14 protein-coding genes and 1 pseudogene are annotated in these 14,210 nt (G+C 72.4%); 10 read left to right on the top strand and 5 right to left on the bottom strand.

Translation table 11 applies throughout. From position 1 onward, the window contains the following. The first annotated feature begins 140 nt into the window (after nt 1–140). From ACZ619_RS01075 to ACZ619_RS01060, 4 genes are all read left to right on the top strand, one after another. The gene (locus ACZ619_RS01075) at nt 141–1,160 is read left to right on the top strand and encodes a sugar ABC transporter substrate-binding protein (RefSeq protein WP_469592673.1); all 1,020 of its coding nucleotides are present in this window, start codon (nt 141–143) and stop codon (nt 1,158–1,160) included. Continuing rightward, on the top strand, nt 1,160–2,236 hold the full coding sequence (locus ACZ619_RS01070) for an ABC transporter permease (protein WP_469592671.1): 1,077 nt from the start codon (nt 1,160–1,162) through the stop codon (nt 2,234–2,236). The genes ACZ619_RS01075 and ACZ619_RS01070 overlap by 1 nt, the downstream gene beginning before the upstream one ends. A gap of 4 nt (nt 2,237–2,240) precedes the next feature. Beyond that, a complete protein-coding gene (locus ACZ619_RS01065) occupies nt 2,241–3,152 on the top strand; it encodes an ATP-binding cassette domain-containing protein (RefSeq protein ID WP_469592669.1) in 912 nt (303 codons plus the stop codon). A gap of 306 nt (nt 3,153–3,458) precedes the next feature. Next, the gene (locus ACZ619_RS01060) at nt 3,459–3,653 is read left to right on the top strand and encodes a hypothetical protein (protein ID WP_469592667.1); all 195 of its coding nucleotides are present in this window, start codon (nt 3,459–3,461) and stop codon (nt 3,651–3,653) included. On the opposite strand, the pseudogene ACZ619_RS01055 reads toward ACZ619_RS01060, so the two are convergent. After that, nucleotides 3,650–4,682: pseudogene (locus tag ACZ619_RS01055) on the bottom strand (NAD-dependent epimerase/dehydratase family protein). The gene ACZ619_RS01060 and the pseudogene ACZ619_RS01055 sit on opposite strands and share 4 nt — an antisense overlap. A 96-nt stretch (nt 4,683–4,778) precedes the next feature. Here ACZ619_RS01055 and ACZ619_RS01050 point away from each other — a divergent pair. Then, a complete protein-coding gene (locus ACZ619_RS01050; protein ID WP_469592666.1) occupies nt 4,779–5,372 on the top strand; it encodes a TetR/AcrR family transcriptional regulator in 594 nt (197 codons plus the stop codon). 58 nt (nt 5,373–5,430) lie between these two features. Here ACZ619_RS01050 and ACZ619_RS01045 read toward each other — a convergent pair whose 3' ends face one another. Both ACZ619_RS01045 and ACZ619_RS01040 read right to left on the bottom strand, forming a co-directional pair. After that, entirely contained in the window at nt 5,431–6,435 is a 1,005-nt protein-coding gene (locus tag ACZ619_RS01045; RefSeq protein ID WP_469592664.1) for a Gfo/Idh/MocA family protein, read from the bottom strand. Nucleotides 6,436–6,540: 105 nt separating this feature from the next. Continuing rightward, nucleotides 6,541–7,707: a phytanoyl-CoA dioxygenase family protein gene (locus ACZ619_RS01040; RefSeq protein WP_469593254.1), complete on the bottom strand. Its 1,167-nt coding sequence runs from the start codon at nt 7,705–7,707 to the stop codon at nt 6,541–6,543. Between the two features lie 128 nt (nt 7,708–7,835). Here ACZ619_RS01040 and ACZ619_RS01035 point away from each other — a divergent pair, with 128 nt between their 5' ends. Further along, entirely contained in the window at nt 7,836–8,879 is a 1,044-nt protein-coding gene (locus tag ACZ619_RS01035; protein ID WP_469592662.1) for a LacI family DNA-binding transcriptional regulator, read from the top strand. A 58-nt stretch (nt 8,880–8,937) separates the two neighbouring features. Here the strand turns inward: ACZ619_RS01035 and ACZ619_RS01030 are convergent, their stop codons facing one another. Further along, nucleotides 8,938–9,348: a cupin domain-containing protein gene (locus ACZ619_RS01030; RefSeq protein WP_469592661.1), complete on the bottom strand. Its 411-nt coding sequence runs from the start codon at nt 9,346–9,348 to the stop codon at nt 8,938–8,940. 131 nt (nt 9,349–9,479) lie between these two features. Between ACZ619_RS01030 and ACZ619_RS01025 the strand changes: the two genes are divergently transcribed. The 3 genes from ACZ619_RS01025 to ACZ619_RS01015 all read left to right on the top strand — a co-directional run bounded on the left by ACZ619_RS01025 (nt 9,480) and on the right by ACZ619_RS01015 (nt 11,994). Then, nucleotides 9,480–9,992, top strand: coding sequence for a hypothetical protein (locus ACZ619_RS01025; protein WP_469592659.1), 513 nt, complete (start codon nt 9,480–9,482; stop codon nt 9,990–9,992). 71 nt (nt 9,993–10,063) lie between these two features. Beyond that, nucleotides 10,064–10,921, top strand: a complete 858-nt coding sequence (locus tag ACZ619_RS01020; RefSeq protein WP_469592657.1) for an intradiol ring-cleavage dioxygenase — start codon at nt 10,064–10,066, stop codon at nt 10,919–10,921. Further along, entirely contained in the window at nt 10,918–11,994 is a 1,077-nt protein-coding gene (locus ACZ619_RS01015) for a maleylacetate reductase (RefSeq protein WP_469592655.1), read from the top strand. The genes ACZ619_RS01020 and ACZ619_RS01015 overlap by 4 nt, the downstream gene beginning before the upstream one ends. A 43-nt stretch (nt 11,995–12,037) precedes the next feature. On the opposite strand, the gene ACZ619_RS01010 is transcribed toward ACZ619_RS01015, so the two are convergent. After that, the gene (locus ACZ619_RS01010) at nt 12,038–12,628 is read right to left on the bottom strand and encodes a TetR/AcrR family transcriptional regulator (protein ID WP_469592653.1); all 591 of its coding nucleotides are present in this window, start codon (nt 12,626–12,628) and stop codon (nt 12,038–12,040) included. A gap of 151 nt (nt 12,629–12,779) precedes the next feature. Between ACZ619_RS01010 and ACZ619_RS01005 the strand changes: the two genes are divergently transcribed. Beyond that, nucleotides 12,780–14,207, top strand: coding sequence for an MFS transporter (locus tag ACZ619_RS01005; protein ID WP_469592651.1), 1,428 nt, complete (start codon nt 12,780–12,782; stop codon nt 14,205–14,207). Nucleotides 14,208–14,210 lie beyond the last annotated feature (3 nt).

Below are 14,210 nucleotides of genomic sequence, written 5' to 3'. Positions count from 1 at the left end.
ATGGTTTGTACTTACATTCGGACCTGAATGTGAAATGATGTCTTAACAAAGTATTGACACCGGGCCTCACAGGGACTTGTATCCCGTCCCAACGCACAACCCCCTTCCTTTCCACCGCAGCACAGTGAGGTGCAGGAAAGATGGACCGTTCTTCCCACTCCCGTTCGCGCCGGCTGGCCCCGTTCGTGGCCGTCGCCGCGGCGGCAGCCCTGACCCTCGCCGGCTGCTCCAGCAGCTCCGGAGGAAAGAAGTCCGAGGAGACAGGTGCCTCCGCGGCCGCGGGCAAGGCGAGCACCCCCCGGATGACGGTCGCGCTGGTCACCCACCAGTCGCCCGGTGACACCTTCTGGGACATCGTCCGCAAGGGCGCCGAGGCCGCGGCCGCCAAGGACAACATCAAGCTGGTCTACTCCTCCGACCCGAGCGCCGGCAACCAGGCCAACCTGGTGCAGAACGCGATCGACCAGAAGGTCGACGGGATCGCCGTCACCCTCGCCAAGCCGGACGCCCTCAAGGCGGTCGTCGCCAAGGCCACCTCGGCGGACATCCCCGTCGTCGGGCTCAACTCCGGGGTGAGCGACTGGAAGAAGCTCGGTCTGCTGGAGTTCTTCGGCCAGGACGAGACGGTGGCGGGCGAGGCGCTCGGCAACAGGCTGAACACGGAAGGCGCGAAGAAGGTCGTCTGTGTCATCCAGGAGCAGGGCAACGTCGGCCTGACCCAGCGCTGCGACGGAGTGAAGAAGACGTTCTCGGGCACGACGGAGACCCTGTACGTCGACGGCACGTCCCCGACCTCGGTGAAGTCGACGATCACCGCCAAGCTCAAGCAGGACACCTCCGTGGACCACGTGATCACGCTCGGCGCCCCGATCGCGCTGATCGCCGTGCAGTCGGTGTCCGACGCGGGCAGCAAGGCGAAGATCGCCACCTTCGACCTCAACAAGGACCTGACGGGAGCCATCAGCAAGGGCACCATCGAGTTCGCCGTGGACCAGCAGCCCTACCTCCAGGGCTACCTGGCGGTCGACTCGCTGTGGCTGTACAAGAACAACGGCAACTACATGGGCGGCGGCGAGCAGCCGGTGCTGACCGGTCCGGCCTTCGTGGACAAGTCCAACGTCGACAAGGTCGCCGCCTTCGCCGCGAAGGGCACCCGGTGATGAGCATGACCCAGCACACCGAGCCGGCGGTCTCCGCACCGCCGGCACCCGGCGGCAAGGAGAAGGACGGCCGCACCGCACAGCGCTCCCCGGTGGTGCGCCTGCTGGCCCGCCCCGAGGTGGGCGTCTTCCTCGGCGCCGTCGCGGTGTACGTCTTCTTCCTGGTCGCGGCGCCGCCGGTGCGCGAGGCCAGCTCGATGGCGAACATCCTCTACCAGTCCTCGACCATCGGCATCATGGCCCTGCCGGTCGCCCTGCTGATGATCGGCGGCGAGTTCGACCTCTCGGCCGGTGTCGCGGTGATCACCTCCGCGCTGACCGCGTCGATGCTGGCCTACCAGCTCTCCCTGAACGTGTGGGTGGGCGTGATCGCGGCCCTCGTCGTGTCGCTGGCGATCGGGTTCCTCAACGGCTGGCTGGTGGTGCGCACCGGACTGCCCTCCTTCCTGATCACCCTGGGCAGCTTCCTCATCCTCCAGGGCGTCAACCTCGCCGTCACCAAGCTCGTGACCGGCAACGTCGCCACCGACGACATCAGCAACATGGACGGCTTCGACCAGGTGAAGAGCATCTTCGCCTCCAGCTTCGACGTCGGCGGCGTCAACGTGAAGATCACCATCGTCTGGTGGCTGGTCTTCGCGGCCCTCGCCACCTGGGTGCTGCTGCGCACCAGGTACGGCAACTGGGTCTTCGCGGTGGGCGGCAACAAGGACTCCGCGCGGGCCGTGGGCGTCCCGGTGACCTTCACCAAGATCTCGCTGTTCATGCTGGTCGGCTTCGGCGCCTGGTTCGTCGGCATGCACCAGCTGTTCTCCTTCAACACCGTGCAGTCCGGCGAGGGCGTCGGGCAGGAGCTGATCTACATCTCCGCGGCCGTGATCGGCGGCTGCCTGCTGACCGGCGGCGCCGGTTCGGCGATCGGCCCGGTCTTCGGCGCCTTCATGTTCGGCATGGTGCAGCAGGGCATCGTCTACGCGGGCTGGAACCCCGACTGGTTCAAGGCCTTCCTCGGCGTCATGCTGCTCGGCGCCGTCATGATCAATCTGTGGGTCCAGCGCACTGCGACCAGGAGGTGACCCGATGACAGACAACGGAACCGGAACCCACGGTGCCGTCCTCCAGGACCAGGCGCCCGCCGACGGCGGCCCCATCGTCGAACTGCGCGGGACGGGCAAGTCGTACGGCAACGTCCGCGCCCTGCACGGCGTCGACCTCAAGGTCTTCCCCGACCGGGTGACCTGTGTCCTCGGTGACAACGGGGCGGGCAAGTCCACCCTGATCAAGATCATCTCGGGGTTGCACCAGCACACCGAGGGCGACTTCCTGGTCGACGGGGAGCCGGTGCGCTTCTCCAGCCCGCGCGAGGCCCTCGACAAGGGCATCGCCACCGTCTACCAGGACCTCGCCACCGTCCCGCTGATGCCGGTCTGGCGGAACTTCTTCCTCGGCTCCGAGATGACCAGGGGCCCCTGGCCCGTGCGGCGGCTGGACATCACGAGGATGAAGGAGACCGCCGACCGCGAGCTGCGCAACATGGGCATCGTCCTGGACGACCTGGAGCAGCCCATCGGCACCCTCTCCGGCGGCCAGCGCCAGTGCGTGGCCATCGCCCGCGCGGTGTACTTCGGCGCCCGTGTGCTCATCCTGGACGAGCCGACCGCCGCGCTCGGCGTCAAGCAGTCCGGCGTGGTCCTGAAGTACATCGCGGCCGCCCGCGAGCGCGGCCTGGGCGTCATCTTCATCACCCACAACCCGCACCACGCCTACATGGTCGGCGACCACTTCAGCGTCCTGCGGCTCGGCACCCTCGAACTCTCCGCCGAGCGCAGCGAGATCACGCTGGAGGAACTCACCAACCACATGGCCGGCGGCGCCGAACTCGCGGCCCTCAAGCACGAACTGTCCCAGGTCCGCGGTGTCGACACGGAGGAGCTTCCCGAGGAGGAGGACCTCACCGCGCCCGTGGCGGGCGGTCCCGAGGGGAAGTCCTGACCGAGGGCGCCCCGCCCGACCGCTTCCGGGCGGGGCCGGCGCGCGACTGAGGCGCGAACGGTCCACCGGCGTAACGGAGCCGGTGCCGGTGCCGGTGCCCGTGTCGGGGCTGCTGTCGCTGTCGCTGTCGCTGTCGCTGTCGCTGTCGCTTCGAGTGCCGAGGCCGGTGGCGGCGCGGGGGCGCGGTGGTGCGGTGGGCGTCCGGCGGTTCCCGTGGGTCTGCGGTGTCCGGGCCGAGGGCCGTGTGCCCCGGAGGGCTCGGGAACACCCGCCGGGGCGCGGGCGTTCACCAGGTGCACGCGTCGCGTGCGTGACGACGGGGAGGCGAGCATGACCTACGAGGAGACCTCGGCCGACGCGGTACTGCGCAAGGAGCGTTTCGGCGCGCTGCCGGAGCGGATCCGCCCGCAGGACATGGTGGAGACCAGGCCGGCCACCGAGCACGACCCGGACCGCGACACCTACGACCCGGACCAGTTCGCCGTCCGCTACGGCCTCTAGGCCGCGCGCAGCCCGACCGCGCCGTGCGCCAGCAGGCTCTCGGCGCAGTCGAGCACCGCTTCCCGGGCGGGGCGCGGACGCCGGTCCAGCAGCCGGGCCGCCTTCTCGGTGCTGTGCCGGTTGCGGCGGCCCAGCGCCGGGGTGATCTCGCGCAGCGCGGGGTCGCGGAACCGGGCCCGCGAGGCGCACCGCGAAGTCCGGGAGGCGGCGGGTGGGGACCGGTCGGCCGCGCTCGCCGAGCCCCTCCCGCAGCACCCGGGCCATGTCCGCCATCCACATGAACCCGCCGGTGGCGAGGAAGCGTTCGCCCGCCGCGGCCGGTGAGGTCATCGCCCTGAGGTGGATGTCGACCAGGTCCCGGACGTCCACGACCTCCAGACCGATCCGCGGTACCCCGGGCATCGCCCCGGAGAGCATCCGGGCCACGATCCCGACGGAACCGGCGGTGTCCGCGGTCAGCACCGGCCCGAACACCGCGCCGGGCAGCACCGTGGTCAGCTCGGTCGGCCCGTCGTACCCCCGCACGAACTCCCAGGCGGCCAGCTCGGCGAGGGTCTTGGAGCGCCGGTAGGGGATCAGCGCCGGATCCTCCGGATCGGTCCACAGCGTCTCGTCCGTGACCCCCTCCGAGGCGTACGACGACGGGCTCGCGGCGTTCGCGGCCGACGTCATCACCACCCGCCGCACCCCCGCCGCGGTGGCCGCCCGCAGCACGCGCAGGGTGCCCTCCCGGGCCGGGGTGACCAGATCGGGGGACGTCGCGCTCACGCCCAGCGGGGACGCCACGTGCAGCACCCGGTCGACGCCCTTCACCGCCGCGTCCCAGCCGTCGTCCGAGGTCAGGTCGGCGACGGCGAAGCCCAGCCGGTCGGCCGGGTCGACGACCGCCGAGACGGCGTCGGTGACCGCCCGCTCCCGGCCCGGCGCACGCACGGTCGCCCGTACGTCGTAGCCGCGCCGCAGCAGCTCGGCGACGCACCAGCCGGCGATGTAACCGGTGCCGCCGGTCACCAGAACGAGTTCGGGCATGACCGACCTCCACGGGTGCGGTGGGATGTGCCAGAATCGGCAGATGAAACGGAGACCCCTCCGCTACGTCTGCCAACGTACCGGAGGGGTCTCCGGATGGCAATCCACACCGGACGGACGACCGACACCGTGAACCCGCAGCCCTCGAAGCCGACCCGGAGGGACGCCCGCGACAACCGCGACCGCATCCTCTCCGTGGCCCGGGCGGAGCTCGCCGACTCCGGCACGGCCTCGCTCTCCGCGATCGCCCGCAAGGCCGGCGTCGGCATCGGCACGCTCTACCGGCACTTCCCGACCCGGGAGGCGCTGATCATGGAGCTGTACCGGCACGACCTCCAGCACCTCGTCGACCTGGCCCCCGAACTGCTCGGGACGCATCCGCCGCGGGAGGCGCTGCGCCGCTGGTTCGCCGAGGTCGCCCACTACGGGCGGCTCAAGTTCGGCGTCTCCGAGGTGGTCCACGCGGCGACCGGCGGCGGCGCCGAGGACGAGATGTACGGCCCGTTCGTCCGGGCCATCGCCACCCTGCTCGACGCGGGCGCGGCGGACGGCTCGCTGAAGTCCGGCGTCGACCCGGAGGACGTCCTCCTCCAGCTCGGCGTCCTGTGGCGGATCGACCCGGCGCGCGGTGACGCCCGGGCCCGCGCCGAGCGCATTCTCGGCCTGATCGTGGACGGGCTGCGGCCCTGACGACGACGGCGGGGCGGGGACCGTGGATCCGGTCCCCGCCCCGCCGCCCGCCCGGGTCTCAGGCGCCGCGCACCTCCGCGATCGTCACCGGACGGTGCTCGTGCAGGGAGAGCGTGCAGGCCTCGGCGATCCAGCCGGCCTCCAGCGCGTCCTCGACCGTGCAGGGGGAGGGCCGGGCGCCGGCGACGACCTCGGTGAACGCGGTCAGTTCGGCGCGGTAGGCGGCCGTGAAGCGGTCCATGAAGAAGTCGTGCGGGGTGCCCGCGGGGAAGGTCACGCCGGGCTCGACCGAGCGCAGCGGCAGCTTGTCCTCCAGGCCGACGGCGATGGAGTCCTTGAAGCCGTGCAGCTCCATGCGGACGTCGTAACCCCGGGCGTTGTGGCGGGAGTTGGAGATCACCGCGATGGTGCCGTCGTCCAGGGTCAGCAGCGCGCCCGTGGTGTCGGCGTCGCCCGCGTCCTTGATGTAGTCGGCACCCCGGTTGCCGCCGACCGCGTACACCTCGGTGACCTCACGGCCGGTCACCCAGCGGATGATGTCGAAGTCGTGGACCGAGCAGTCCCGGAAGATGCCACCCGACGCGGCGACGTACGCGGCCGGCGGCGGCGCCGGGTCCAGGGTGGTGGACCGCACGGTGTGCAGCTTGCCCAGCTCACCGGCCTGGACGGCGGCCCGCGCGGCCACGAAGCCCGTGTCGAAGCGGCGGTTGTAGCCGATCTGGATCGGCACCGCGCTGCCCTGGACGGCCTTGAGGACCTCGACGCCCTCGGCCATGGTCCTGGCGACCGGCTTCTCGCAGAAGACCGGGACCCCGGCCTCCACCCCGGCCAGGATCAGCGCCGGGTGCGCGTCGGTGGCGGCGGCCACCACGATGCCGTCCACCCCGGCGGCCAGCAGGGCCTCGGGCGAGTCCACGACCTCGGCGCCGAAGCGCTCGCCGGCGGCCTTGGCCGCGTCCGCGAACGGGTCGGTGACGACGAGCGACTCGACGGCGTCGAGTCCGGAGAGGGTCTCGGCGTGGAAGGCGCCGATGCGGCCGAGGCCGAGGATTCCGATGCGCATGTGCTTCGCTGCTTCCTTGAGTGTGGTTGCGGTCGGGGTCCGGCCCCGTGGCCGTGTCCCGGACCCCGGTCGCCGGTGGGGCTTGGTCGCCGCCGTGCGTCTTCTTCAGCTGTCGCGCCGGGCGGCGGCCGCCCGGAGCTCGTCCCGCAGCACCCGCGGGACCCGGTCCTCGCGCAGCGCGCGCCGCACCAGGTCGGCCTGCGAGGGCGGGGCCAGGCCGTCGACGGGCGGGTCGTTGTCCAGATCGGCCGGGAAGGGGTAGCCCTCGGCGCTCGCGGCGACGACGTGTTCCAGCCACGCCTCGGCCGCCCCCGCCGAGCGCCGCCGGCGAAGCACCGGGTAGACCGCGTTGGCCACCGCCTCCCGGTCCACGCTCTCCATCGCGCGCCCGAACGCCGAGGACACCTGGAGCAGGTTCGCCATGCGGCGCACGTCCACGGTCCGGTTGGTGCCGGCCGCGTGGAACACCGCCGGGTTGAAGAACACCGCGTCACCCTTGGCGAGCGGCGGCTGCACGTGACGTGCCTTGAAGTAGGTCCGGAACTCCGGCCGCCGCCAGGCCAGGTAGCCCTGCTCGTAGGTCTGCGAGTACGGCAGGTACATCGTCGGCCCCGACTCCGCCGGCATGTCGCAGTGCGCGACCGCGCCCTGGAGGGTGAGCGCGGGGGAGAGGCGGTGCACATGGGCCGGGTAGTCGGCGGCGGCCTCGTCGGAGAGGAGGCCCAGGTGGTAGTCGCGGTGCGCGGTCTGCGCCGCGCCGCCCGGGTTGACCACGTCGACCTGCGAGGTGATCTGGTAGCCGGGGCCCAGCCAGGCCCGGGAGACCAGGGCCACGATGTCGTTGGCGTAGTAGTCGGCGAACGCCTCCGGGTCGTAGATCGCCGTCTTCTCCAGGGCGTTCCAGACCCGTTCGTCGGCACCCGGCCGGGCGAAGTGGTCGCCGGCCGGCGCACCCGACTCGCGCTGCTCCGAGATCAGTGCCTCGAACACCGCCGTGGCCCGGTCGACGACCTCCGGGTCGGGGAAGGCGCCCCGGAAGACGAGGACGCCCGGGCCGTCGGTCAGGGCCCGCACCAGCTCGGCCCGCACCCCGTGCGGCGCGTCGGCGGCGCGCAGCCGCTCGCTGTCGTAGACGAGGACGCCGTGCTCGACCGCGGACGCGTACGGGTAGGCGGCGGGGTCGGTGGTCCGCTCGACGAGCGCACGGAAGCTGTCGAGGTCGCAGTCCTGCGGCGAGAGCCAGGGGCGGCCCTGTTCGGCGGCGAGGGACATCGATGTCCTGCTTTCGGTCACGGTCACGGCCGTCGTCACGGGTACGGCACGGCTCTGCCATTCTTGTCAGTACAAACACCTCGAACAACCAGCAGGCTGCCATCAAAAACCCCTCAAGGAGCCGAACCGTGGGACACCCCTTCCCGATCCGTGAAATCGCACGTCAGGCCGGTCTCAGCGAGGCCACGGTGGACCGTGTGCTGAACGGCAGGGGCGGGGTGCGGGCGAGCACCGAGCGCGAGGTGCGCCAGGCGATAGCCGACCTGGACCGTCAGCGCACCCAGGTCCGGCTGGTGGGCCGCACCTTCATGGTCGACATCGTGATGCACGCGCCCGAGCGGTTCACCACGGCGGTGCGCGGCGCGCTGGAGGCCGAGCTGCCGGCGCTGCACCCGGCGGTGGTGCGCTCCCGGTTCCACTTCCGGGAGACCGGGCCGGCCGGGGAGCTGGCCGCCACCCTGGACCGGATCGCCCGCCGCGGCTCCCAGGGCGTGATCCTGAAGGCGCCGGACGTCCCCGAGGTCACCGCCGCCGTCGGCCGCCTCAGGTCGGCGGACATCCCGGTCGTCACCCTCGTCACCGACCTGCCCGCGAGCGGCCGGCTCGCCTATGTCGGCAGCGACAACCGCGCCACCGGCGCCACCGCCGCCTATCTGATGGGCCAGTGGCTCGGCGACCGGCCCGGCAACATCCTCACCAGCATCAGCAGCGGCTTCTTCCGCAACGAGGAGGAGCGCGAGATGGGCTTCCGCAGCGTCATGCGGGCCACCCGGCCCGAGCGCACCCTGGTGGAGATCACCGAGGGGCAGGGGCTCGACGCCACCCAGTACGACCTGGTCCGCGCCGCCCTGGAACGCGACCCGGAGATCCGCGCCGTCTACTCCATCGGCGGCGGCAACATCGCGACCCTGCGCGCCTTCGCCGAACTCGGCCGGGAGTGCGCCGTGTTCATCGCCCACGACCTCGACCACGACAACACCCGCCTGCTGCGCGAGCACCGGCTGTCCGCGGTCCTCCACCACGACCTGCGCCAGGACATGCGCGAGGCCTGCCACCTGGTGATGCGCGCCCAGGGCGCGCTGCCCCCCGCGGGCCCGACGCTGCCGTCGGCGATCCAGGTGGTCACGCCGTACAACATGCCCCACCAGCTGTCCGGGCCGACGCCGCGCTGAGCCCCGGGGGCCGGTCACGCCCCGGGAGCGGCCCGAGCCCCCAAAGCGGTCCGATACGTCAGAGGTTGATCGCGTACGCCTTGCGCAGCGTCTCGTGCACCGTCCACGTCGTACGGTCGCCCGCGCGCAGCACGGCCAGGTCGCCGGGGCCCACGCGGAACGTCTCCCCGCCCTCGACCTCGATCGTCGCCGAACCGCTCACCACCACGAACAGCTCGTCCGCCTCGGTGTCGGTGACCACCCCCGGGGTGATCTGCCAGATGCCGCGGATCTGCTTCCCGTCGGCCGACTCCCACACCACCTTCCCGGTGACCTCGGGCGTGCCGGAGACGATCTGGGCCGGGTCGAGCGGATCGGGCTCCAGATCGGCGTCGGGGACGTGCACGGCGAAGCTGTGCGTCGGCGGGACGGACGCGGTCGGCTGGACCGGCGGGGTCGGCTGGGCTGGCTGGGCTGGCTGGGCTGTCATGGGGGCGACCCTACCGAGCCCGCGGGTGCCCGGACCGTGGACAGGGTGTGGGGCATCCGGCCTGGTGGGAGGACACTTCGTCGGGCCCGCGCGACTGGCGGGCGGACCACGGCCGGGTGATCGTGGGGAGCATGGCCGACACCCCGGGGACCGCTGCCCGGCCGCACAGGCACGACACCCGCAAGGCCGTCCTGTTCGGCGGGGTCTACGGCGCCGTGCTGGCCTGCTCGATGGTCGCCGCGCTCACCCAGTACGGCCACACCTCCGCCGCGAGCCGCCGCTACGACGCCCTCTGGCTGCTGGTCACCGCCTGCGCCTCGGCCCTGGCCCACGGCTACGCCCACTACATCGCGGAACGGGCCCCGCACCGGCGCTGGGACGGGCTGCGCACCCTCGCCGACGAGTGGCCGCTGGTCACGGCCGTACTGCCGACGGTCTTCCTGCTGGCCGGCGCGGGCTGGGGCTGGTGGCCGCCCAAGGGGGTCGAGTACCCGGTGTTCGCCCTGAACATCGCCGTCCTGTTCGGCCTCGGACTCGTCACCGCGCGGTGGTCCAGACGGAGTTGGCCCGCCGCCGGGCTCGTCGGCATGGTCGACGCGCTGCTCGGGGTGATCGTGGTGGTGGCCAACGCGCTCATCAAGTAGATGCGGTTCATTGAAGGGTGAACGGGTTTACGATCACTCAAGGTCACTGTTCCTCCGGGCAAGGAGCCGGCATGACAACCGAAGCCGCAGTCACCGCGCAGGCCGTCGACAGCCTGCGCGGCACCGACGACCCCCGGCTGCGCGAGCTGCTCTCCGCGCTGATCCGGCATCTGCACGCCTTCACGCGCGAGACCCGGCTGACCCAGCGCGAGTGGGAGGAGGCGATCGCGTTCCTCACCTCGACCGGGCAGACCTGCACGGACACCCGCCAGGAGTTCATCCTGCTCTCGGACGTCCTCGGCCTGTCTATGCTCGTGGAGAGCGTCAACGGGCACAGCGACGCCGGCAGCACCGAGTCGACCGTCCTCGGCCCGTTCCACATGACCGAGTCCCCGGTCCGCGCCCTGGGCGCCGACATCGACCTGGTCGGCGGCGGCGAACCCTGCGTGGTCAGCGGTACCGTCCGTGCCGCCGACGGCACCCCGCTGCCCGGCGCGGTGCTGGACGTCTGGCAGGCCGACCCGCACGGCTTCTACGACGTCCAGCAGCCCGGCGTCCAGCCGGCCGGCAACGGCCGCGGCCTGTTCACGGCGGACGACGAGGGCCGCTTCTGGTTCCGCACCTGCGTGCCCAGCGCCTACCCCATCCCCACCGACGGCCCGGTGGGCACCCTCCTCAAGGCCACCGGACGGCACCCCTACCGGCCCGCCCACATCCACTTCATCGTCTCGGCCGAGGGACACGAGCCGGTCACCACGCACATCTTCGTCGCCGGCGGCGCATACCTCGACTCCGACGCCGTGTTCGCGGTGAAGGACAGCCTCGTCAAGGACTTCACCCCGACCGACGACCCCGCCCTGGCAGGGGAGTTCGGCGTGCCGAACCCGTTCCGGCACGCCCGGTTCGACCTTGTGCTGGAGCGCTCGTGAACCTCGACTTCGTCCACGAGAGCCGGCCCGCGCGCGTGGTCTTCCGGCCCGGCGCGGCGCTGACGGCGACCGCCGGGGAGGCCGAACACCTCGGTCTGCGACGGCTGCTGGTGCTCAGCGGCGAACACGGCGCGGACACCGCGCGGGCGGTCGCCGACTCGCTCGGAGCGGCCTGCGCGGGCCTGCACACCGGGGCCCGGATGCACGTGCCCGTGACGGTCGCCGACCGGGCCGTCGAGGTGGCGCGGGCGGCGGGCGCCGACGGCTGCGTGGCCGTCGGCGGCGGCTCGGCCGTCGGTCTCGGCAAGGCCGTCGCCCTGCGCACCGGGCTCCCGCTGATCGCCGTCCCCTCCACCTACGCCGGCTCCGAGATGACCCCGGTCTGGGGCCTGACCGAGCACGGCGCCAAACGCACCGGCCGCGACCCCGTCGTCCTGCCGCGCAGCGTCGTCTACGACCCCGAGCTCACCCTCTCCCTGCCGGTCCCGCTCTCGGTGACCAGCGGGATCAACGCCCTCGCCCACGCGGTCGAGGCGCTCTACGCCCCCGACACCTCACCGCTGGTCGGGCTGATGGCCGAGGAGGGGGTGCGGGCGATGGCCGGGGCGCTCCCGGGGATCGCCGCGGCTCCGGACTCGGTGCCGGCCCGCTCCCGTGCCCTGTACGGCGCGTGGCTGTGCGGGTCGTGCCTCGGCGCGACCACCATGGGGCTGCACCACAAGCTGTGCCATGTCCTCGGCGGCACGTTCGGGCTCCCGCACGCCGAGACCCACACGGTCGTCCTGCCGTACGCCCTCGCCTTCAACGCGCCGGCCGTGCCGGAGGCCGCCGCGGCGGTGGCGCGTGCGCTGGGGGCGGACGACGCGCCGGCCGCGCTCCAGGAGCTGGCGGGGCGGCTCGGGGCGCCGCGTTCGCTCGCCGAACTCGGCCTGAAGGAGGAGGACCTGGCGGTCGCCGCCGGGCAGGTGGCGGGGCAGGCGTACGCGAATCCGCGGCCGGTGACGGCGGACGACGCGTTGCGGGTGCTCAGGGCGGCCCACCAGGGCAGCGCCGTACGGAACGGGCAGTGGTGAACCGCGGGCCGGTGGCGGCTCGGCGTACCGGTGCCCCGCGCCGCTAGAGGGGCGTCCGGCGCACCGTCCGCACGCCGTCCAGGGCGATGGACATGACCCGGTCGCGCTGGGCCTCGTCCTCGAAGGCCGTCGACGTGATGCCGGAGACCAGGCGGAGCAGGTCGCCGATCTCCATGTCCGCACGGACCGCGCCGGACGTCTGGGCCCGCTCCAGCAGCGGGCCGCCGGCCGCGTACATCGAGTCCCGGCAGGCGGAGAAGATCTCCGACTCGTCGTTCAGCGCCTCGCGCACCGCCCGCTTGGTGACCATGTAGCCGGTGAAGCGGTCCAGCCAGGTGGTGAGCGCCTCCCACGGGTCCAGCCCGGCCACCTCCACGGCCGCCCGGCACAGCGCGTTGACCTCGTCCGCGTAGACGCTCTCGAAGAGGTCGCGGCGGGTGGGGAAGTTCCGGTACAGGGTGCCGATCCCGACCCCGGCGCGGCGGGCCACGTCCTCCAGGGAGACGTCCGAGCCCTTCTCGGCGAACGCCTCGCGGGCGGCCGAGATCAGCGCGTCGTAGTTGCGGGCCGCGTCCTTGCGGTGCGGCCGCCGGGACGCGACGAGCTCGCTGACGGGGAACGAGGTGGCGGACACTGCTGCCTCCCGGGTGACTCGGGCGAACCGGAGGGGTTCCTCGACTTCGGTTGAAGCGGAGGGTTGCCTCCAGTACAGTGGAGGGGTGCCTCCACTTTAGCAGTGGACGTCTCCCTCATCTCCCTCCGTTCCGATTCGGAGAGGCTCCGCCATGCCCCGGAACTCCACCCGCCTCACCTTCGCGGTCCTCGCGACCGGTGCCGGCGTGTTCTCCATGCTCCAGTCGCTGGTCGCGCCGGCCCTGCCGACCGTCCAGCACGCCCTGCACACCTCACAGTCCACCGCGACCTGGGTGATGACGGCCTATCTGCTGTCCGCCTCGGTCTTCACCCCGATACTCGGCCGCGTCGGCGACCTGGCAGGCAGGAAACGCACCCTCATCGCGGTCCTGGTGGCCGTCCTGGCCGGCTGTCTGCTGGCCGCGCTGGCCCCGAACATCGGCGTCCTGATCGTCGCCCGTGTCGTGCAGGGCGCCGGCGGCGCGCTGTTCCCGCTCTCCTTCGGCATCATCCGGGACGAGTTCGCCCCGGCCGAGGTCAGTGGCAGCATCAGCAACCTGTCCGCGGTGATCGCGGCCGGCGGAGGGGTCGGCATCGTGGCCGCCGGTCCCGTCGTCTCCGCGCTGGGCTACCGCTGGCTGTTCTGGATCCCGGTCGCCGTCGTCGCCGTGACCGTCCTGATCGCCGCCCGCTACGTCCCCGAGTCGCCCAAGAGGGCCGAGGGCAGCGTCAGTTGGCTCGGCGCCGGACTGCTCTCCGCATGGCTGGTGGCGCTGCTGCTGCCGCTGAGCCAGGCCGGCCGGTGGGGCTGGGGCTCGGCCGGGGTGCTCGGCCTGTTCGCCACCGCGGTCGTGCTGTTCGCCCTCTGGATGTACACCGAGTCCCGTTCGGCCTCCCCGCTCATCGACCTGCGCGTGATGCGGCTGCCCGTCGTCCGGACCACCAACACGGCCGCCCTGCTCTTCGGCGCCGGCATGTACGCGATCTGGTCGTTCCTGCCCGGCTTCGTCCAGACGCCCGGCTCGGCCGGCTACGGCTTCGGCGCCACCGTCACCGAGTCCGGCCTGCTCATGCTGCCGATGCTGATCGCCATGTTCCTCTCGGGCGTCCTCGGCGGCCGCCTCGAACCCCGGGTCGGGGCCAAGGCGCAGCTCACCATGGGCGCCGCGCTCGGCGCACTGGCCTGCGGCTTCCTCACCCTCTGGCACGACGAGCGGTGGCAGATCGGCGTCGTGGCGGGCCTGTTCGGCCTCGGTATCGGGCTGGCCTTCGCCTCGATGGCCAACCTCGTGGTCGGCAGCGTGCCGCCCGAGCAGACCGGCGCCGCGACCGGCATGAACGCCAACATCCGCACCATCGGCGGCTCCATCGGCGCCGCGCTCACCAGCGTCCTGGTCACCGGCCGGCTCCAGCCCTCCGGACTGCCGTACGCCTCCGGCTACACCCATGCCTGGGCCATGCTGACCGTGTTCTGCCTCGCCGCCGCCGGGGCCGCGCTCCTCGTCCCGGTCCGCCGCGCGAGCCGGGTCACCGGCCCGGTCACGGAGCGGTCGGCGGCAGCACCCGTGCGCGTGCGGTAGTGT

It is taken from the genome of Streptomyces sp. NPDC104367 (assembly GCF_055583825.1).
Note: the sequence above shows the minus strand (reverse complement) of the source record. Positions and strands in the feature narration are given on the sequence as shown.